General features: G+C 70.7%; 18 protein-coding genes and 1 pseudogene. 10 read left to right on the forward strand and 9 right to left on the reverse strand.

Annotation, left to right across the window (positions count from 1 at the left end; translation table 11 throughout):
* Window positions 1–13: 13 nt before the first annotated feature.
* Genes ACW4TU_RS36000 through ACW4TU_RS36010 form a run of 3 tightly spaced genes read right to left on the reverse strand, consistent with a single transcriptional unit; the run spans window position 14 to window position 1720 of the window.
* Window positions 14–421, reverse strand: a complete 408-nt coding sequence (locus tag ACW4TU_RS36000) for a Rieske (2Fe-2S) protein (protein WP_457420210.1) — start codon at window positions 419–421, stop codon at window positions 14–16.
* Entirely contained in the window at window positions 418–1002 is a 585-nt protein-coding gene (locus ACW4TU_RS36005) for a DUF6529 family protein (RefSeq protein WP_457420212.1), read from the reverse strand. The genes ACW4TU_RS36000 and ACW4TU_RS36005 overlap by 4 nt, the downstream gene beginning before the upstream one ends.
* 34 nt (window positions 1003–1036) lie before the next feature.
* Window positions 1037–1720 (reverse strand): hypothetical protein, encoded by a 684-nt coding sequence (locus ACW4TU_RS36010; RefSeq protein WP_457420214.1) that lies wholly within the window; start codon window positions 1718–1720, stop codon window positions 1037–1039.
* A gap of 271 nt (window positions 1721–1991) precedes the next feature.
* Between ACW4TU_RS36010 and aroH the strand changes: the two genes are divergently transcribed.
* The 5 genes from aroH (at window position 1992) to der (ending at window position 6669) form a co-directional block, all read left to right on the forward strand.
* Complete coding sequence (gene aroH / locus ACW4TU_RS36015; RefSeq protein ID WP_164317736.1) at window positions 1992–2354, forward strand: chorismate mutase; 363 nt, start codon at window positions 1992–1994, stop codon at window positions 2352–2354.
* Window positions 2351–3436, forward strand: a complete 1086-nt coding sequence (locus tag ACW4TU_RS36020; RefSeq protein WP_457420216.1) for a prephenate dehydrogenase — start codon at window positions 2351–2353, stop codon at window positions 3434–3436. Before aroH ends, ACW4TU_RS36020 begins: the two co-directional genes overlap by 4 nt.
* Window positions 3437–3700: 264 nt before the next feature.
* Entirely contained in the window at window positions 3701–4378 is a 678-nt protein-coding gene (cmk, locus tag ACW4TU_RS36025) for a (d)CMP kinase (protein ID WP_457420218.1), read from the forward strand.
* The gene (locus ACW4TU_RS36030; protein WP_457420220.1) at window positions 4336–5097 is read left to right on the forward strand and encodes a lysophospholipid acyltransferase family protein; all 762 of its coding nucleotides are present in this window, start codon (window positions 4336–4338) and stop codon (window positions 5095–5097) included. The genes cmk and ACW4TU_RS36030 overlap by 43 nt, the downstream gene beginning before the upstream one ends.
* A gap of 90 nt (window positions 5098–5187) precedes the next feature.
* Window positions 5188–6669: a ribosome biogenesis GTPase Der gene (gene der, locus ACW4TU_RS36035; protein ID WP_457420222.1), complete on the forward strand. Its 1482-nt coding sequence runs from the start codon at window positions 5188–5190 to the stop codon at window positions 6667–6669.
* 92 nt (window positions 6670–6761) lie between these two features.
* Here the strand turns inward: der and ACW4TU_RS36040 are convergent, their stop codons facing one another.
* Together ACW4TU_RS36040 and ACW4TU_RS36045 are read right to left on the reverse strand one after the other, a co-directional pair.
* Complete coding sequence (locus tag ACW4TU_RS36040) at window positions 6762–7235, reverse strand: hypothetical protein (RefSeq protein ID WP_457430497.1); 474 nt, start codon at window positions 7233–7235, stop codon at window positions 6762–6764.
* 177 nt (window positions 7236–7412) lie between these two features.
* On the reverse strand, window positions 7413–8186 hold the full coding sequence (locus tag ACW4TU_RS36045) for a hypothetical protein (protein ID WP_457420224.1): 774 nt from the start codon (window positions 8184–8186) through the stop codon (window positions 7413–7415).
* A gap of 539 nt (window positions 8187–8725) precedes the next feature.
* On the opposite strand from ACW4TU_RS36045, the gene ACW4TU_RS36050 reads away from it, so the two are divergent.
* Window positions 8726–9430: a transglycosylase family protein gene (locus tag ACW4TU_RS36050; protein ID WP_457420226.1), complete on the forward strand. Its 705-nt coding sequence runs from the start codon at window positions 8726–8728 to the stop codon at window positions 9428–9430.
* Between the two features lie 208 nt (window positions 9431–9638).
* Here ACW4TU_RS36050 and ACW4TU_RS36055 read toward each other — a convergent pair.
* Window positions 9639–9826 (reverse strand): annotated as a pseudogene (locus ACW4TU_RS36055) (hypothetical protein); the annotation flags it as partial.
* A gap of 314 nt (window positions 9827–10140) precedes the next feature.
* On the opposite strand from ACW4TU_RS36055, the gene ACW4TU_RS36060 reads away from it, so the two are divergent.
* Together ACW4TU_RS36060 and ACW4TU_RS36065 are read left to right on the forward strand one after the other, a co-directional pair.
* Window positions 10141–11145, forward strand: a complete 1005-nt coding sequence (locus ACW4TU_RS36060) for a helix-turn-helix transcriptional regulator (RefSeq protein WP_457420228.1) — start codon at window positions 10141–10143, stop codon at window positions 11143–11145.
* Between the two features lie 398 nt (window positions 11146–11543).
* Window positions 11544–11756: an I78 family peptidase inhibitor gene (locus ACW4TU_RS36065; RefSeq protein WP_457420230.1), complete on the forward strand. Its 213-nt coding sequence runs from the start codon at window positions 11544–11546 to the stop codon at window positions 11754–11756.
* Window positions 11757–11781: 25 nt separating this feature from the next.
* Here the strand turns inward: ACW4TU_RS36065 and ACW4TU_RS36070 are convergent, their stop codons facing one another.
* Window positions 11782–12819: a phosphatase PAP2 family protein gene (locus tag ACW4TU_RS36070; RefSeq protein WP_457420232.1), complete on the reverse strand. Its 1038-nt coding sequence runs from the start codon at window positions 12817–12819 to the stop codon at window positions 11782–11784.
* Between the two features lie 220 nt (window positions 12820–13039).
* Window positions 13040–14215: a hypothetical protein gene (locus ACW4TU_RS36075; RefSeq protein ID WP_457420234.1), complete on the reverse strand. Its 1176-nt coding sequence runs from the start codon at window positions 14213–14215 to the stop codon at window positions 13040–13042.
* Between the two features lie 262 nt (window positions 14216–14477).
* Here ACW4TU_RS36075 and ACW4TU_RS36080 point away from each other — a divergent pair, with 262 nt between their 5' ends.
* Together ACW4TU_RS36080 and ACW4TU_RS36085 are read left to right on the forward strand one after the other, a co-directional pair.
* Window positions 14478–16088, forward strand: a complete 1611-nt coding sequence (locus ACW4TU_RS36080) for an MFS transporter (protein ID WP_457420236.1) — start codon at window positions 14478–14480, stop codon at window positions 16086–16088.
* A 494-nt stretch (window positions 16089–16582) separates the two neighbouring features.
* Window positions 16583–17779 (forward strand): acyl-CoA dehydrogenase family protein, encoded by a 1197-nt coding sequence (locus ACW4TU_RS36085; protein WP_457420238.1) that lies wholly within the window; start codon window positions 16583–16585, stop codon window positions 17777–17779.
* 38 nt (window positions 17780–17817) lie between these two features.
* Here the strand turns inward: ACW4TU_RS36085 and ACW4TU_RS36090 are convergent, their stop codons facing one another.
* Complete coding sequence (locus tag ACW4TU_RS36090; protein ID WP_457420240.1) at window positions 17818–18261, reverse strand: cell division protein SepF; 444 nt, start codon at window positions 18259–18261, stop codon at window positions 17818–17820.
* Between the last annotated feature and the right edge of the window lie 140 nt (window positions 18262–18401).

Consider the following 18401-nt stretch of genomic DNA (forward strand, 5'->3'; position numbering starts at 1 on the left):
GTACGCGGGAACCTCACGCCAGGCGGATCGAATTTCCCGCCACCGTGATCTTCTTCTCGGCCAGTGGCTGTGTCGCCGGCGGGTTGGCCACCGAACCGTCCGTGATGTTGAACTTGCTGCCGTGGCAGGTGCAGTTGATGGTGCCGCCCTTGACGTTGGCCACGGGGCACTGCTGGTGCGTGCAGATCGACGTGAAGGCCTTGAACTCGCCCTCCTTGGGCTGCGTCACCACGACCCGCTCGTCCTTGAAGATCTTCCCGCCGCCCACCGGGATGTCGGCCGTCGTGGCCAGCTCCTGGCCGGGCGAGCCGGCGGCGTCGGACGAGGACGCGGATGTGTCGCCGTACTCGCTGCACCCCGCCGTAAGCGCCGCCGCGCCCGTCGCGAGGATGACCGTGCGTCGCGTCGGGCCTTGCGTCATGTCGTCACTCCGAAGTTGCGGAAGAACCAGAGGGCGGAGGTGAGCCAGAGGATCGTCAGGGCGGTGAAGACCAGTCCGCCGACGACCGGCAGCAGCCAGCCGGGCAGCCGGTCCCAGCGAAGCAGCAGCATCTTCGCACTGAAAACGCCGAAGAAGAAGCAACCCAGGAGGGAGTGCCACATCACACGTGAATCGTATGTTTGATATCCGAACGCGTACAGACAGTGCACCGCCACCGGAACCGCCACCAGGAACGCGATCCGCCCCGACCAGCGGTGCAGAGTCGCCGACCAACCCGGGCCCGGCAGCTTCCCGTACACCATCAGTGCCGACACGACCTGGACGAGCGCGAAGCCGAACGCCGTCGTCGCGAGCCAGGACTTCACCGCGCCCGTGCTGCTGAACCCGGCCAGGTTGAAGGCGGTGCCCTCCGGGTCGTGGACCTTGCCGTACACGCCCAGGCCCACCGCCACGGCGGCGGCGACCAGTGCCGGTACGAGGTAGCGGGCGGCGCTCGGGCCGCTCGGGGCCGGCGGACGCGGAGGGAAGCTCTGGGTGGCGGCGTTCGGGTCCACGGTCATGTTCGGCTCCCTGCAAGGAGTAAGGAGTGGGGTGTCAGGGCGTGACCGGGCGGGCCGTCAGCCGCTGGCCGTCGATCGTGACCGCGCCGGTCTCCGGGTCGATCCGGGGCGCGGGGGAGGGCTTGCCGTCGCGCTTGAGGATGCCGACCTGCTCTCCGGTGGACAGCACGATCCAGCCGCCGTCGACCTTGGCGTTCCGTACGGTCGCGGTCGCCCGGTAGAGCCCGGACGGCTTGACCGCCTTGTCCGCGGTGAAGGCGTAGTGCCCGCCCTCGATGTCGACCGTGCCGCGGATGCTCTTGCCCTTGAGGGCGCCGTTCAGTACGGAGCCGCCGTCGCCCGTGAGCTTCATGGAACCATCGGCCTCGACAGCGCCCTTCAGCCACGACTCCTTGTCATGGCCGTCGCAGAAGTACGCGATCGCCCTGCCGTCGCGCAGCGAGACCGACACCGCGGAGGAGTCGTCGTCCGTCCGGCCCGCGTAGTCGGCGTTCGGTGCTGGAGTCCTGCTGGGCGACGGGGACGGAGACGCGGGTGGGGAAGGCGACGGAGACGTCTTCGTGGCGGTCGGTGCCTGCGACGGTGACACCTTGTCGGCGGGTGAGTCGGCCTGGGACGTGGATGCGGGCTTCGTCCCGGTCGTCGCATTGAGCGACAGCATGAACAGGGCCAACAGCAGTCCCGCGAGCAGTGTGAAAAGCGGTCCGGTGCGTTTCATCGGGCCTCCCCCGAGGCGAGTTTCCTGCTATCAGAGCGGACCCGCGCCTCCGCGTCCAGAGCGCACGGGCGTGTTCGCGCTCCAACTCGCGGATTGGGGCGAATCGGGTGACATTGACAAAGCCCGGTGCGAGTCGCGCGACGCGTCTCAGCGGGCGGGCGCCGCGCGTCCGTTCCGCACGGGCTGACTAGGCTGGATGGACCAGGAGCCGATCCGTGGAGTCGAACACATGGATCAGCTCCGCATACGTACATCAGCAAGGAGCATCACCGTGGCGGTACGAGCGGTCCGGGGCGCCGTCCAACTGGACCGGGACGAGGCCGGGCACATGGACGAGCGGGTCAGCGAGCTGCTCACCGCGGTCCTGGAGCGCAACAGCCTCACCGCGGACGACCTGATCAGCGTCTGGTTCACGGCCACCCCCGACCTGCACAGCGACTTCCCGGCCGCCGCGGCCCGCAAGCTCGGCATCGTCGACGTACCGCTGATCTGCGCCCAGGAGCTGGACATCGAGGGCGCGATGCCACGGGTGGTCCGGATCCTCGCGCACATCGAGTCGGACCTGCCCCGCGCCGACGTCGCGCACGTCTACCTCGGTGCCGCGGGGGCCCTGCGCAAGGACATCGCCCAGTGAGAACCGCACTCGTCATCGGCACGGGCCTCATCGGTACGTCCGCCGCGCTCGCCCTCGTCTCGCGCGGCGTCGTCGTCCATCTCGCCGACCACGACCCCGAGCAGGCCCGTACGGCGTCCGCGCTGGGCGCCGGTACGGACGAGGCGCCTCAGGGGCCGGTCGACCTCGCGATCATCGCCGCGCCGCCCGCGCACGTGGCCGGCGCCCTCGCCGACGCGATGCGCCGGGGTGTCGCGCGCGGCTACCTCGACGTGGCCAGCGTCAAGGGCGGCCCGCGCCGCGAGCTGGAGGCGCTGGGCCTCGACCTGGCGTCGTACATCGGCTCGCACCCCATGTCCGGCCGCGAGAAGTCCGGCCCGCTGGCCGCGACCGGCGACCTCTTCGAAGGCCGGCCCTGGGTGCTCACGCCGACCCGCGACACGGACACCGAGGTCCTGAACCTCGCCCTCGAACTGGTCTCGCACTGCCGTGCGGTCCCCGTCGTCATGGACGCGGACGCCCACGACCGTGCCGTGGCCCTCGTCTCCCACATGCCCCACCTGGTCGCCAGCATGGTCGCCGCGCGGCTGGAGAACGCGGAGGAGGCGGCCGTACGGCTGTGCGGGCAGGGCATCCGGGACGTGACCCGGATCGCAGCCTCCGATCCCGGCATGTGGATCGACATCCTCTCCGCCAACCCCGGGCCGGTCGCCGATCTCCTGACGGACGTCGCCGCCGACCTGGGGGAGACGGTCCAGGCGCTGCGGTCCCTCCAGTCCTCCGACGAGGCGAAGCGCCGCGAAGGGGTCGCCGGGGTCGAGGACGTCCTGCGGCGCGGGAACGCCGGGCAGGTCCGGGTGCCCGGCAAGCACGGGTCCGCTCCGCTGGTGTACGAGGTCGTGGCCGTTCTCATCGACGACCAGCCCGGGCAGCTGGCCCGGATCTTCGCCGATGCGGGGCGGGCGGGGGTCAACATCGAGGATGTGCGGATCGAGCACGCTACGGGGCAGCAGGCGGGGCTTGTGCAGTTGATGGTGGAGCCGAAGGCGGCGCCGGTGCTTTCTGCTTCGCTGCGGGAGCGAGGGTGGGCGATTCGGCAGTAGGGGGCCGGCGTAGCTGGGGGCCCCGCCCCCAGACCCCCGGTCGGCCCTGAAGGGGTCTCGTCCTCAAACGCCGGACGGGCTGGAGTTGCCGGGACCGGCGTCGAAGAGGCAAGGCACGGGCTGAAGATGCCGGAACCGGCGTTGATGAGGCGCCGTGCGGGCCGAAGGGGCTTGCGGCCGGATGAGTGACTCGCACCCAGTAACCTTGTCCGGGGCACCCAGCGCCCCCGCCCCACCACCCCGGACCAGGAAGGTGCCTCCACAGTGGATCGCGCCGCAGTGATTGTCGCCATTGACGGGCCCTCCGGCACAGGCAAGTCGAGCACGTCGAAGGCTGTTGCCGCGCAGCTCGGGCTGAGCTACCTGGACACCGGGGCCCAGTACCGGGCGATCACCTGGTGGATGGTGACCAACGGGATCGACATCACGGACCCCTCCGCGATCGCCGCCGTGGCAGGCAAGCCCGAGATCGTCTCCGGCACGGACCCGGAGCACCCGACGATCACCGTGGACGGCACCGACGTCGGCGGCCCGATCCGTACCCAGGAGGTCACCTCCAAGGTCAGCGCGGTGAGCGCCGTCCCGGAGGTGCGTGCCCAGATCACCGGGTTGCAGCGTTCCATCGCCGGGTCCGCCGAGAAGGGGATCGTCGTCGAGGGCCGGGACATCGGGACGACCGTGCTGCCCGACGCCGACCTGAAGATCTTCCTCACCGCCTCCCCGGAGGCGCGTGCCGCCCGCCGCAGCGGTGAGCTGAAGGGGGCCGACGTCAACGCCACCCGTGAGGCGCTGCTGAAGCGGGACGCGGCCGACTCCAGCCGCAAGACCTCGCCGCTCGCCAAGGCGGACGACGCGGTGGAGGTCGACACCTCCGAGCTGACCCTGCAGCAGGTCATCGAGTGCGTCGTCACCCTCGTCGAGGAGAAGCGGGACGCGAAGTGAGCGCTCCATCGAAGGCGCCGCAGCCGTCGCAGGTGTCGAAGGCGGCCGGGATTCCCACCGAGCGGGGTGCCGAGGTCGGGCGGCGCATCGGCGTCGGCCTGATGTACGGGCTGTGGAAGCCGCGCGTCCTGGGCGCCTGGAAGGTCCCCGCGACCGGTCCGGTGATCCTCGCCGTCAACCACTCGCACAACATCGACGGCCCGATGGTCATCGGCGTGGCGCCCCGGGCGTCGCACTTCCTGGTCAAGAAGGAGGCGTTCATCGGCCCGCTCGCCTCGTTCATGCGCGCCACCGGCCAGCTGGAGGTGGACCGCTCGACCGCCGACCGTACGGCGATCACCCAGGCCCTGGGTGTGCTGGCGAGGGGCGGGGTCCTCGGGATCTTCCCCGAGGGCAGCCGCGGCGAGGGCGACTTCGCCTCGCTGCGTTCCGGTCTCGCCTACTTCGCCGTGCGCAGCGGTGCCAAGGTGGTTCCCGTGGCCGTTCTGGGAAGTACCGACCGGCGCGGACGGTTGATAAAGGGGCTGCCTCCGCTGCGCAGCCGCGTCGACGTGGTCTTCGGTGACCCGTTCGAGGCGGGCGACGGCACCGGGCGGCGTACGCGCGCGGCGCTGGACGAGGCGACCGTACGCATTCAGAAGCAGCTCACCGCGCACCTGGAGAACGCCAGACGGCTCACCGGCCGGCCGGAAAACGCCGGGCGCCCCGCTGAGCGCTGAGCGACACTTGAGTACTTGAGCGATTCAGTAGTGGATCACCCGATACCGGGAGGTTCCACCGATCACCACGATGAACGAGGTACGGACTTCATGAACGACCACATTCCCTCCGAGGGCTCGGGAGAGTACGAGCACGGAGAGCTTGGTGACGCCGACGCCACCGAGTATGCAGCGTTCATGGAGCTCGCCGCGGTCGAGGGCTTCGACGCCGAGGATGTCGAGGGCGCGCTCGACGAGGCGGGGCACGGGCCGCTGCCCGTCCTCGCCGTCGTGGGGCGGCCGAACGTCGGCAAGTCGACGCTCGTCAACCGCATCATCGGGCGCCGCGAGGCCGTCGTCGAGGACAAGCCCGGCGTCACCCGCGACCGCGTCACCTACGAGGCCGAATGGGCCGGGCGGCGCTTCAAGATCGTCGACACCGGCGGCTGGGAGCAGGACGTCCTCGGTATCGACGCCTCCGTGGCCGCGCAGGCCGAGTACGCGATCGAGGCGTCCGACGCGGTCGTCTTCGTCGTCGACGCCAAGGTCGGCGCGACCGACACCGACGAGGCGGTCGTGCGGCTGCTGCGCAAGGCCGGCAAGCCCGTCGTCCTGTGCGCCAACAAGGTCGACGGGCTGAGCGGCGAGGCCGACGCCACGTCCCTGTGGGCCCTCGGGCTCGGCGAGCCGCACCCCGTCTCCTCGCTGCACGGCCGTGGCACCGGCGACATGCTGGACGCCGTCCTGGAGGCGCTGCCCGAGGCACCCGCGCAGACCTTCGGCGTCGGGGTCGGCGGCCCGCGCCGTATCGCCCTCATCGGTCGCCCGAACGTCGGCAAGTCCTCGCTGCTGAACAAGGTGGCGGGCCAGGAGCGCGTGGTCGTCAACGAGGTCGCGGGCACCACCCGTGACCCGGTCGACGAGCTCATCGAACTCGGCGGCGTCACCTGGAAGTTCATCGACACGGCGGGCATCCGCAAGCGCGTCCACCTCCAGCAGGGCGCCGACTACTACGCCTCGCTGCGCACGGCCGCCGCCGTGGAGAAGGCCGAGGTCGCGGTCATCCTGATCGACGGCTCGGAGAACATCTCCATCCAGGACCAGCGCATCGTCACCATGGCCGTCGACGCGGGCCGTGCGATCGTCCTCGCGTACAACAAGTGGGACACGCTCGACGAGGAGCGCCGCTACTACCTGGAGCGGGAGATCGAGACCGAGCTCGCCCAGGTGGCGTGGGCGCCCCGCGTCAATGTCTCGGCGCGCACCGGCCGTCACATGGAGAAGCTGGTCCCGGCGATCGAGGCCGCCCTCGCGGGCTGGGAGACCCGGGTCCCGACGGGCCGGCTGAACGCCTTCCTCGGCGAACTGGTCGCCGCCCACCCGCACCCGGTCCGGGGCGGAAAGCAGCCGCGCATCCTGTTCGGCACCCAGGCGGGCACCAAGCCGCCGCGGTTCGTGCTCTTCGCCTCCGGCTTCATCGAGGCCGGCTACCGCCGCTTCATCGAGCGCCGGCTGCGCGAGGAGTTCGGCTTCGAGGGCACGCCGATCCACATCTCGGTCCGGGTGCGCGAGAAGCGCGGCAGGAAGAACTAGCTGAACGAGCGGAACCAGCAGTCGTACGTCTTCTGCGTGACTGAGGGCGGCCCCGGATGGGAGCCGCCCTCAGCCACGTGCAGGTGTCGTGGTCACACACTCCGGCGGGGGCCCGGTGGCAGTGCCGCCGGGATGTGGGTCATCCCGGTGTAGTGCTGCTGCCGTCCGCCCGTCGGCCATACGGCGGTCGGGGTCGCCGTCTGCCCCTGTTGTGCGTCGAGTTGACCGACCCGCTGCCACACGGACTGCTGCCCGCCGCCCTGGCTGCCCTGACCGCCGTTGCGCGCGCTGAACGCACCCGCGCTGTAGGCGCTGTACGAGCCCGTGCCCGACCCGTACGAGCCGCCGTACGGGGTGAGGCCGTTCGGGCTGGTGCCGAAGGCCGAGAAGTCCAGCTCGTCCTCGCCACTGCGGTCGCCCGGCAGCGAGCGGAAGGACTTGCCGTACTCGGCGTAGAGCGAGTCGTAGATCGGCGTGGCCGATGGGCCGCTGGGGTAGTCCTGGGTCGACCGCGCGGACGGGATCGACTGGTAGGACTGGCGGCGGGGGACGTCGTAGGTGTGCACATACGTCCAAACGACCCCACCGTTCATCGGATGCGGCCGACGACGGGTTTTGCGGGGCGCGCGAGCGCCCCTGCAGGGGCGCGGGGCTGTCACATTCGCGGCTCCGCCGCGTGGGCGCGACGAGCCACACTCAACCGATGGCCGCCAACCTACTGGGGCGCCCCCGGTCTACAGCGCTCACGTACCCGCCAGAGGCAAAGCACTGGCGACCAGCTTGCCGATACCCGCCGCCTTGTCCAGCGCGTCCCGCAGCAGGTCCTCGCGGGGCTGGCGGCCGATCGAGCCGACCGGCGCCGCGAACATCAGCACCTGCTGGTGCTTGTTGGCGGCGGCGCGCCAGCTCTCGGTGACCTGGAGGGGCTGGTGCGCCTGCCACCAGGCCACCGCGGAGCCGCCGTTCGGGCCCGGCTGGAGTACGGCGTGCAGCTGGCCCGCCGCGAGCAGCACCGACCAGCCGTGCAGCACGGGCGGCACCTCCGTCAGCTCGGTCAGCGGCATGAAGCCCTGCTCGATGAGGAGCGGCAGGAAGTCGTCGCCCACGCCGGTCGCGCCGGGGCGGACGATCGGGGCGGTCGGTTCGACGACCAGGGCGGGGTGCAACTCGCCCTCGATCAGGACCAGTCCGCTGGTGACGCCCAGTACGGCCTGTTCGGGTGCGGCCATCGGGGCCTCCTCGTCGGCGTTGATGGAGCGGACCGCGCCCTGGAGCTGCTCCTCGGTGACCTGGACGACCTGCGAAGGCAGGCAGCCCGCGTGGGCGAAGGCGAGGACGGCGGTCTCGTCCCCGATGAAGAGGACGGTGCTGGTGCGCTCCTGGGCGGAGTCGCCCGGCGTGCGGCAGGACGTGCAGTCGTAACTGCCCGGGGCGTTGTCGCCGACGAGCAGGCGGTCGGCTTCTTCGTCGCCGATCTCGGCGCGGACCTCGTCGCTGACATCGAGCATGCGCGGCACGGGTGGCTCCCTCGGGATGCGGTGCGTGGCGAGACCGGGTCGCCCCCGGCCGGTGAGTCCGGACAGTCCGGGCTCATAAAGAGGACAACGGCGATCTGTGTCAGGGGTCACGCTGCACGGCGAACGTAATCGAACCATCCGGCGCACACGGTCACACTGGGTGCGGAATCGGGCACTCCATGTCAAGTAACGGGCGGGTTACGGAAGTTGGTTTGGTGAACTGACTCACAGTTTGTCCGAGTAGCTGGTTGATAAATCGGGAAATGCGCGAATTAAGTGGGTGGCCGGAATTCGCCGATACCCACGGTAACTATGAACTGGCCTGGGACAACAGGGAGTTGGTTGATATCACCTCGTCAGGGTCCATAGATTCCTCCGCCGAGTGCACCTAGCACCGCTTGGGTACGTCCGCCGGCAGCGCAGAACCAGACATCGCGCAGCACCACCGTCGGCGGACGGGGCGGAGTGTGCCGACCGCGTCTGTGTGCGGCCGACATGTTCCGGTCAGGGGGAGCCCGGGTCTGTGGAGAGGGATCTACATGTCCGAATGTGCCGATAGCTACACCCGCAAGACGCGCAAGACGGCGGTCCTCGCCGGAGCGGCACTGCTCGCTCCGCTCGGCCTGCTGGCCGCGACCGGCAACGCCGCGGCAGCGGACAGCGGGGTGTGGGACCGCATCGCCCAGTGCGAGAGCGGCGGAAACTGGCACATCAACACCGGCAACGGCTACTACGGAGGACTCCAGTTCTCCGCCGGAACCTGGCGCGCCTACGGCGGCACGGCCTACGCGGCCACCGCCGACGGAGCCAGCCGGTCCCAGCAGATCGCCGTCGCCACCAAGGTCCAGGGCGCCCAGGGCTGGGGTGCCTGGCCGACCTGTTCGGCACGCGCCGGGGCCGGCGGGAGCGCTCCCGCGGTTTCGGGCTCCGACTCGGGCTCCGGTTCGGCCACGACCAAGTCGACGAAGAAGTCGGCCAAGCCGTCCACCGGGCAGTCGGCCGGGAAGACGAACGGTTCCGGCGGGTCCGCCGCGTCCGAGGCTCCGTCGAAGGCACCTGAACGTTCGACGGCCCACGTCGGGCGCAGCTCGTCCCGCGGCGACTACACGGTTCGCGCGGGCGACACCCTGAGCGGTATAGCCGCCCGGTACACGACCACCTGGCAGCATCTCTACGCCGCCAACAAGGCTGTCATCGGCGACAGTCCCGACCTGATCGTGCCCGGACAGAGGCTCGACTTCTGAGCCGTTCCCCCTGCTTCGGGCCCGGTGCCCCACCCGCTCCTCGGACCGGGTGGGGCACCGGCGTCCCGCGCGGTCATCCCGAGGGGCCGGCCGGTTCGGCCGCCTCCCCGCTGAACACGACAGCGCCCCGGCGGAGTTCGTACACGAGAGCCCGGCGGCCGTGCAGGACGGGCGGCAAGGGTGCTCTTCCCGGCACCGTCGGGCCCGGCACCGCCACCGGGAGGCTGCGGATCCGGGCCGCCACGGCGACGGCGATCACCGCCATGACCGGCAGCGGCTGCCGGACGGGTCCAGCCGGACGTACGGAGCCGGCGGGACGCCCGTCAGGCCCGCGGTGAATGAGCCGGACGCCCAGCCCGCCGCGGCCCGGCGGTCCGCGTCGATGCCGTTCAGCACCGGCGGCCGGTACGGCACCGATCCGCGCCGGCCTCATCACCAGCGCGATCAGCCCGGTCGGCGCCACCACCGTCACCGGCCCGCGCGACGGCGCCAAGGTGCCGCACGGTCGAGGTCCGGCGGTGAGGCGACGGCGGCAGCGGCGTCGGCAACAACGAGTGCGTGTACCGGCTGACCGACGGGAACGACGGGAACAAGTCGTCGCCCTGGTCGTCACCACCGCCCTCGACTGCGCGGCGACGTACCGCAGTCGGCGTACCGGCCCCGATCGTTGAGGACGGTGGTTGTCCGCGACCGCTGGCAGACTCGCTCCCATGTTGGAGACCTCGGCACGGCTGCTGCGACTGCTCTCGCTGCTCCAGGCCCACCGCGAATGGTCCGGCCCCGACCTGGCGGACCGCCTCGGGGTGACCCCGCGTACCGTCCGCCGGGACGTGGACCGGCTGCGCGAGCTGGGTTATCCCGTGGACGCCAGTCCGGGCACCGGGGGCGGCTACCGGCTCGGCGCCGGGGCCGAGTTGCCGCCGCTGCTGCTGGACGACGACGAGGCGGTCGCCGTGGCAGTGGGGCTGCGGACCGCCGCCGGGCAGGGCATCGAGGGCATCGGCGAGACCTCCGTACGGGCACTGGCCAAGCTCGAACAGGTGCTGCCCGACCGGCTCCGCCGACGGGTGGGGGCCCTGAACGCCTTCACCGTGCCCATGCTGCGCCGGCCGCAGCCCTCCGCCGTCGACCCGGCCGTCCTCACCGAACTCGCCCACCTCTGCCGGGACACGGAGCTGCTGCGCTTCGAGTACCAGGGACACGAGGGGGCTGCGTCGATGGCTCGCCGTACCGTCGAACCGCACCGGCTGGTGTGCACCGAGCGGCGCTGGTATCTGGTCGCCTGGGACGTCGACCGCGCCGACTGGCGTACGTTCCGGGTGGACCGCATCACGCCGAAGCCGCCGCACGGACCGCGCTTCGCCCCTCGTACGCCCCCTGCGGACGATCTCGCCGCCTACGTGTCCCGAGGGGTGTCCACGCGCGCGTACGCCTCGCATGCCGTCGTACGGCTGCTGGTGCCCCTCGCACAGGCCGCGGAGCGGATCTCGCCCTCCGCCGGGACGCTGGAGCCGGACGGCGACGAGGCGTGTCTGCTGCGGACCGGGGCGGCGAACCTCGATGTGATGGTCATCCACGTGATGCTCATGGGCTTCGAGTTCGAGGTGCTGGAGCCCGCGGAACTCGTCGACGTGATCATGACCTCCCGGGACCGGCTGTCTCGCGCGGTGGAGCGTTCGCCGCGAACTCGGAGCAGCTCACAGGCACCGTCGTGAAGATGTGATGCGGAGGTTATGTGGGGAAGCCGTGGGTGTTTTATACGTTCTGTCGCAGGGGTGGCGGCCGAGACACGTGGCATCAACACGTATGACGTGTGTAAGAGGCGCGTAAGACGTCGGAGTGGGGGCGGCCGGTGTAATTCACGGTCATCGAGTTGACCTTCCGGCCATCTCGGACGGGGTTTATGGGGGCTCGCGGAGAGTCGGCGAATTACGTTCGAATGGCCGTCGGAAGTATGGGTGACCAGCCCTTGTGCGTGCCGGTGCATGATGATTATCGCCCGGAATGGATGGCGTGATCTTGTGACAGAAGCGTGACCGGAGTTGTACCGAGTGATGCGTGGGGCCGGGGTCCGGGGTTCCCCGGCCGTCGGTGTGCGCCTACCGTGGCGGGCATGTCATCGATTCCCAGGCCCGAAGAACCCCAGGACAGCCCGGACAGCTATATCGGCCTCGGCGCGGCGGGGGCCGAGCGGCTCGCCCGGGAGCGCGGCTGGTCCGCGGTGCGGTCGCTGCCGCCCGGGGCGATCATCACCATGGAGTACCGGTCGGGGCGGCTCAACTTCGAGGTCGCCGACGGCAGGGTGACACGCTGCTGGAAGGGCTGAGGCCGGCCGGCACGCCCCCGGTGGCTCAGCCGTTTCCGGGCAGGGGGCGGGCCGAAGGGTTGCCGGTGGCTCGCGGGGCACGGTCCGCGTGCGGCGGGCGGCGGCTGCCGACGGGGGTGACCGGGCTGCGCTCCGAGCGGATCGCGTGGGTGCCCGGGGCCGGATGTGCGGGGTGCGCGGGAGCCCGGGACGAACGGGCCGCCGCAGTGGTGTTCTCGCGGGCCGTGACCTCCTCCTCGGCGGTCGCGTACGGCTTGAACAGCGCCGGGGAGCCGACCCGGGCCGGGACGGGCGCGGTGCTGGGGCCACGGGCGCGCCTGCGGTCGCGCAGGTCCAGGATCCAGGTCTCGGTGCGGGTGATCAGCGGCTCGCACCACGGCAGCGCCAGCAGGACCAGCAGGCCCGCGACCCAGCCGAGGATGACATCGCTCAGCCAGTGCGTACCCAGATAGACCGTGGTGAGGCCGACGCCGAGCGACATCAGGGCCGAACCCGCGGACAGCCAGCGCCTGGTCCACGGGGTGGAGGCCAGATAGGCCAGGATGCCCCAGGTCACCACGGCGTTCGCGGTGTGACCGCTGGGAAATATATCCCCGCCCATCCCCATCTCGTTCGAGCCGATGGTGGTCGCGTAGTGCGGTCCGAGGCGGCCCATGCCGATCTTGGCGGCGCCGACCGTGACGTTGAGCAGCAGCAGCGCGGCGCCGAACGTGAGCAGCGGGCGCAGGGTGTGCTGACGCCAGGCGCGCCAGCCCAGCCAGGCCGAGATCATCACGGCGGTGGGGCCGCGCTGACCGAGCACCACGTAGTAGTCGAGGAACGCGTGGATCTTCGGCCACTGCTGGTAGGGCCGGAAGAACATGACCTGCCAGTCGAGCCGGACCAGCCATGAGGTGATCACGACGGCCCACACGGTGGCGAGATAGAAGGCCAGGGTCGCGACAAGGAGCGCGATCCTGTGCCGGCTCATCTTCGGCACATCGATGTGGGTCGGCCGTCCCGGTTCACGGTCCAGCCTCGCGAACACCCGGTCCAGACGGGCGAGGTTTCCTTCGGTACGCACCCAATCGACGTTACAGCGAGTGAGCTCGGATCTCCGCCCAATCCACGGCTTTGTAATGACGATGTGATGTGGGATTCCTCTCAGGGTCATGTTTAATTCCCCGGAATCCCTATTCGGCGACTCTCCTTCCCCCATTTTCATTGATCATGCGGCGGTGTTGTTTTATGGCTCTTTTGAATTGGTTCACCAGATGGTTGTCCGGAATTCGCCGGACGGTCGCTCAGGGGGGACCGGAGCCGTTCAGCCAGGAGGCCCCGTAGGCAGCGGAGGCCACCGCGACCACGGCCGTCACCAGCACCGACCTGCTGGTACGCGGCCGGGCCAGCGCCTGGGCGAGCGGCAGCAGGAGAGGGAACGCGGGCAGCAACAGGCGTGGTTTCGAGCCGAAGTAGCTCGACGCGCACAGGGCGAGCACGGTGACGACACCCGCGTACACCAGCAGTGGCAGCGGCTGGCGCTGCCGTACGCAGGTGACGAACAGCCAGATCAGCAGGCCCACACCGATGATCAGCCCGACGCCGGCGAGTGCCGACGGGAACGACGTGAACTTGTCGGCGACGAAGCGGGCGAACGCGGCACCGCCGTCGAAACCGTTGCGCCAGCCGGCCTGGACGTCCAGGTAGCCCAGGGGGCCCCTGCCGGTGCGGTGGCCGACCCACAGGACGTAGCCGGCGGCGCCGAGCGGCGCGATCAGCATGCCGAGGGCGCGCCGCCAGACGGGTGCGCCGTGCGAGCCGGGCACGCTTCGGTCCCGCACGTACGAGGTACCGAACGAGGCGATGGCCGTCACCCACACCGCCGCCACCACCGCGAGTCCCACGGGGCGGGTCAGGCCCGCCAGCAGGGCCAGGGTGCCTGCCGTCAGCCAGCGGCCGGTGAGGACCGCGTACAGGGACCAGGCGGCCAGGGCGGTGAACAGTGACTCGCTGTACGCCATCGACTGGACGATCCCGACCGGCAGCACCGCCCACACCAGTACGGCGCAGATGCCGACCCGGCGGCCGTAGACGTGGTCCGCGACCGCGAACACGCCCCAGGCGGCGGCGAGCGACGCGAGGGCGCTGACCGCGAAGCCCGCGTCGGCGTACGACATCGGGGTCACCGCTGCCAGGAGCCGCTCCAGCCAGGGCAGCAGCGGGAAGAAGGCGAGGTTCGAGTGCACGTCACCGTTGGGGAGGCGTACCTCATAGCCGTAGCCGAGTTCGGCGACCCGTGTGTACCAGAGAGAATCCCAGCGGGCCGTCAGCAGCGTGTACGCGCTCTTGTCCCGCGCCGCGCTCCACAGGGCCAGCGCGACCAGGCCCAGCATGCGGACGGCCGCGTACCCGAGGAGGGCGGGCGCCGCTCGGCGGAGCGTGGGCGGCATGGGGAGCGGGCGGGTGCCAGGATCTGTCACCGGTCGATTATCGGCGGCGTACGGAACGAGGACGGGCGTGGAGGCGGGCGGCCCGCCGGGTGCGTGGTGTACGACACACGGGTGCCGTGGGCGGGTGAGAGGTCCGCCACTTTTCGCCGCTGTGAACTCGCGTACGCTGTCGGACCACTCGCTTTTCGCCGCGCGGACCGAGGACACCGCTCCTCCTCGGCCGAAGCCGGAGCCCCCGGGGAGTCCCCACCCCGCGGACCGCCGAACGCGAGGGAATCTTGGAGGTACGTACATGTCCGGGACGACCACGGCTGCCGCCGCGCTGCGCCGTCGGGCGGCCGGGGCGCGTGCCAACCGCTGGGTCGTCCTGTTCGTCCTCTGTACGAGCCTGCTGCTCGTCGCGGTCGACGCGACCGTGCTGCACGTGGCGGTGCCCGCCGTCAGCGAGGACCTCCGGCCCGGCGCGATCGAGCTGCTCTGGATCGTCGACGTCTATCCGCTGGTCTGCGCCTCACTGCTGATCCTTTTCGGCACGCTCGGCGACCGGGTCGGCCGCAGACGGATCCTGCTCCTCGGCTACGGGCTGTTCGGCGTCGCCTCCGGCCTGGCCGCCCTCGCCGACAGTGCCCCGGTACTGATCCTGGCGCGGGCGCTGCTGGGCGTCGGCGGCGCGATGATCATGCCGGCGACGCTGTCGATCCTGCGCCAGGTCTTTCCCGAACGGCGCGAACGAGCGGTGGCGATCGGTGTCTGGAGCGCGGTGGCCGCGGTGGGCGCGGCGGTCGGTCCGCTGCTCGGCGGCTTCCTGCTGGAGCACTTCTGGTGGGGTTCGGTCTTCCTCGTCAACATCCCGCTGATGCTGGTCAGCCTGCCGATCGGGCGGCTGCTGCTGCCCGAGTCGCGCGGCGAGGGGGGCGACGGCCCGTGGGACGTGGTCGGTGCGCTGACGGCGGCCGCCGGGCTGTTCGGCGTCGTGCTGGGTGTGAAACGGCTGGGCGGCGGGGAAGGGGCCGGGAACTTCCTGACGCTCGCGCCGCTGGTGGTGGGCGCGGTGCTGCTGGTGCTCTTCGTACGGAGGCAGCGGCGGCGTACGCATCCGCTGGTCGACCTGGGGATGTTCGCGCGGCCCGCGTTCAGTACGTCCGTCGGATGCATCGTGCTGGCGATGCTCGCGCTGGTCGGACTTGAGCTGATCGCGGCGCAGTATCTGCAACTGGTGCTGAGGCTCTCGCCGTTGCAGACGGGGCTACGGCTGCTGCCGCTGACGTTGGCGGCCATGGCGGCAGGACTCGCCGGGGCGCGGCTGCTGCGGAGGTTCGGGCCACGGACGATGGTGTGCGCCGGGTTCTGCCTCACCGCGGCGGCGGTCGTGCTGCTGACGGCGATGGGCGGTGAGGACAACGCGGGGCTGATGCTGTCCGGGTTCGTGTTGTTGGGCTTCGGCCTGGAGACGACGCTCTTCGGGGCGTACGAGTCGATGCTGAGCGAGGCTCCGGCGGCGCAGGCGGGCGGGGCGGCGGCGATCGGCGAGACGTCGTACCAGCTGGGCGCGGGGATCGGGATCGCGCTCCTGGGAAGCGTGATGAACGCGGCGTACGCGCCGGGGGTGGGGTCGGTGCCGGGGGTTCCGGCGTCGGCGTCGGCTGCGGCGGGGCGTTCGCTGGGCGAGGCGTACGAGGTTGCCGGGCGGCTCGGGGGGTCGCCTGGGGTTGCCCTGCGGGCGGCGGCTCGGGACGCGTTTGTGCACGGGTTGCATGTGACGTTGCTGGTGAGTGCGGGGTTGTTGCTGCTGGGGGCGGTGATGGCGTTGCGGTTGCCGCGGGTGATGCAGTGTGGCGGTGCCGCTGAGGCGGTTGCCGTGCCTGGTCCTCGGGAGGTCGCGGGGTCCCGTGTGTCGGTGTGAACGCCGGGGGGTGTCTCCCACCCACGCACCACCCGTGACGGTCCCTTGAGGGGTGGACGTTTCCCGTGGGGGGTACGGGAGCGTCGGCGGGTGGCGGGTGGCGGGTGGCGGGTGGGTCCGGGGGTGCGCGTTGGGTGTGGGGTGCGGGTGTGGGTGACGCGGTGGGTGGACGGGTGCGGGGCGTTGTCCTGGGTCGGCGGACCACTGGGCCTGGCTGCCGCCGTCGATAGGCGGTGACCGGCAGGCGTCGACGCTGCCTAGCCCCCGCGGGTGACGTGAGTCTGTCGGTTGGGTCGCACGGGTGGGCGGGGTGCGGAAAGCTGTGAGCGGGAGGCGTTGACGGTGGGGTCGCCTCGCGGGTCATGTGGATCTGTCGACAGGGCCGCACCGGCGTGCGTGGGCGTTCGCTGGACGTGCGGCACGCTCCGTCGTACCGTCGGGACCAGTGTCGTAACTAGCGGTGCTAGTTTAACCGAGTTGCCGGAGGGCTCCCTGTGGCCGTGTTCGCGAAGCTCCCCCCTTTCGACCCCGCCGACCCGCTCGGCCTCGACGACCAGCTGGACGCGGAGGACCTGGCGATCAGGGACACCGTGCGGACCTGGGCGGCGGACCGCGTGCTGCCGTATGTCGCCGAGTGGTTCGAGGCGGGGGAGCTGCCGGACATCAGGGGGCTCGCCCGTGAGCTGGGCGGCCTCGGCGCCCTCGGGATGTCCCTCACCGGGTACGGCTGCGCCGGCGCGTCCGCCGTGCAGTACGGCCTCGCCTGTCTGGAGCTGGAGGCCGCCGACTCCGGAATCCGCTCCCTCGTCTCCGTGCAGGGCTCGCTCGCCATGTACGCCATCCACAGCTTCGGCAGCGAGGAGCAGAAACAGCACTGGCTGCCGCAGATGGCCTCCGGCGACGTCATCGGCTGCTTCGGGCTGACCGAGCCCGACCACGGCTCCGACCCCGCCGGCATGCGCACGTACGCCAAGCGCGACGGCGCGGGCGGCGACTGGGTGCTGGGCGGCCGGAAGATGTGGATCACCAACGGGTCCGTGGCCGGCGTGGCCGTCGTATGGGCGCAGACCGACGACGGCATCCGCGGCTTCGTCGTGCCCACCGACACCCCCGGGTTCTCCGCGCCCGAGATCAAGCACAAGTGGTCGCTGCGCGCCTCCGTCACCAGCGAGCTGGTGCTCGACGACGTGCGGCTGCCCGCCGATGCCGTACTGCCCGAGGTCACCGGACTGCGCGGACCCCTCGGCTGTCTCTCCCACGCCCGCTACGGGATCGTCTGGGGCGCCATGGGCGCGGCCCGGTCCTGTTTCGAGGCCGCTGTCGACTACGCGAAGACGCGCGAACAGTTCGGGCGGCCCATCGGCGGGTTCCAGCTCACCCAGGCCAAGCTCGCCGACATGGCGGTCGAGCTGCACAAGGGGATTCTGCTCGCCCACCATCTGGGGCGGCGGATGGACGCCGGCCGCCTGCGTCCCGAGCAGGTCAGTTTCGGCAAGTTGAACAACGTACGAGAGGCCATCGACATCTGTCGTACGGCCCGGACGATCCTCGGCGCCAACGGGATCTCGCTTGAATACCCCGTGATGCGGCACGCGACGAACCTGGAATCGGTGCTCACGTACGAGGGCACCGTCGAGATGCACCAGCTGGTGCTGGGCAAGGCGCTCACCGGACTTGACGCCTTCCGCTGACCTGAACAACGGACGGCGGGGCCGGTGAGCGGCCTTGCTCAGCTCTGGTTGAAGAAGCCGTCCGCGCGGTGCGGCTGGGCCTCCCCGCTGACGATCTCCGTGTCGGCGGGGGTCAGCAGGAACACGCGGTTGGACACCCGCTCGATGGAACCGCGCAGGCCGAAGATGAGGCCTGCGGCGAAGTCGACGACGCGCTTGGCGTCGGCGGCATCCATGGCGGTGAGGTTCATGATGACCGGGACGCCGTCCCGGAAGAGCTCGCCGATGGCGCGGGCGTCCCGGAAGCTGTCCGGGGTGACCGTGCCGATCCGGCGGCCCTTCTCCTCGGCCACCTCGCCGGCGACCTTGACCCGGGGGTCCGTGACCCAGGCATCCCCGGGCTGCTCGGTCCCCTCGGAGTACTCGTCGTCGTAGTAACGCTCGTCATCGTTGTTGTCGTCGACGAGGCCAAGCCAGGCACTCGCCTTGCGTACCGATCCCATGGACGCCTCCTCTCACAGCGGTCTCTCATGCATTCCGCATCCCTATGGTCATCCATGATGCGGATGGCGCGCCAAGTGAATAGACGCCGCGCGGGGGTTTCGTGACGGTACTGGTGCACAACCATTTCGTCGAGAGGCCC

The organism is Streptomyces kryoterrae, assembly GCF_054072135.1.

Coding starts and splice junctions, on each gene's coding strand:
- ACW4TU_RS36050 (WP_457420226.1), top strand. CDS start 8,726: ATGTCCGAATGTGCCGATAGCTACACCCGCAAGACGCGCAAGACGGCG.
- ACW4TU_RS36090 (WP_457420240.1), bottom strand. CDS start 18,261: ATGGGATCGGTACGCAAGGCGAGTGCCTGGCTTGGCCTCGTCGACGAC.
- ACW4TU_RS36010 (WP_457420214.1), bottom strand. CDS start 1,720: ATGAAACGCACCGGACCGCTTTTCACACTGCTCGCGGGACTGCTGTTG.
- ACW4TU_RS36065 (WP_457420230.1), top strand. CDS start 11,544: ATGTCATCGATTCCCAGGCCCGAAGAACCCCAGGACAGCCCGGACAGC.
- ACW4TU_RS36080 (WP_457420236.1), top strand. CDS start 14,478: ATGTCCGGGACGACCACGGCTGCCGCCGCGCTGCGCCGTCGGGCGGCC.
- ACW4TU_RS36000 (WP_457420210.1), bottom strand. CDS start 421: ATGACGCAAGGCCCGACGCGACGCACGGTCATCCTCGCGACGGGCGCG.
- der (WP_457420222.1), top strand. CDS start 5,188: ATGAACGACCACATTCCCTCCGAGGGCTCGGGAGAGTACGAGCACGGA.
- ACW4TU_RS36005 (WP_457420212.1), bottom strand. CDS start 1,002: ATGACCGTGGACCCGAACGCCGCCACCCAGAGCTTCCCTCCGCGTCCG.
- ACW4TU_RS36060 (WP_457420228.1), top strand. CDS start 10,141: ATGTTGGAGACCTCGGCACGGCTGCTGCGACTGCTCTCGCTGCTCCAG.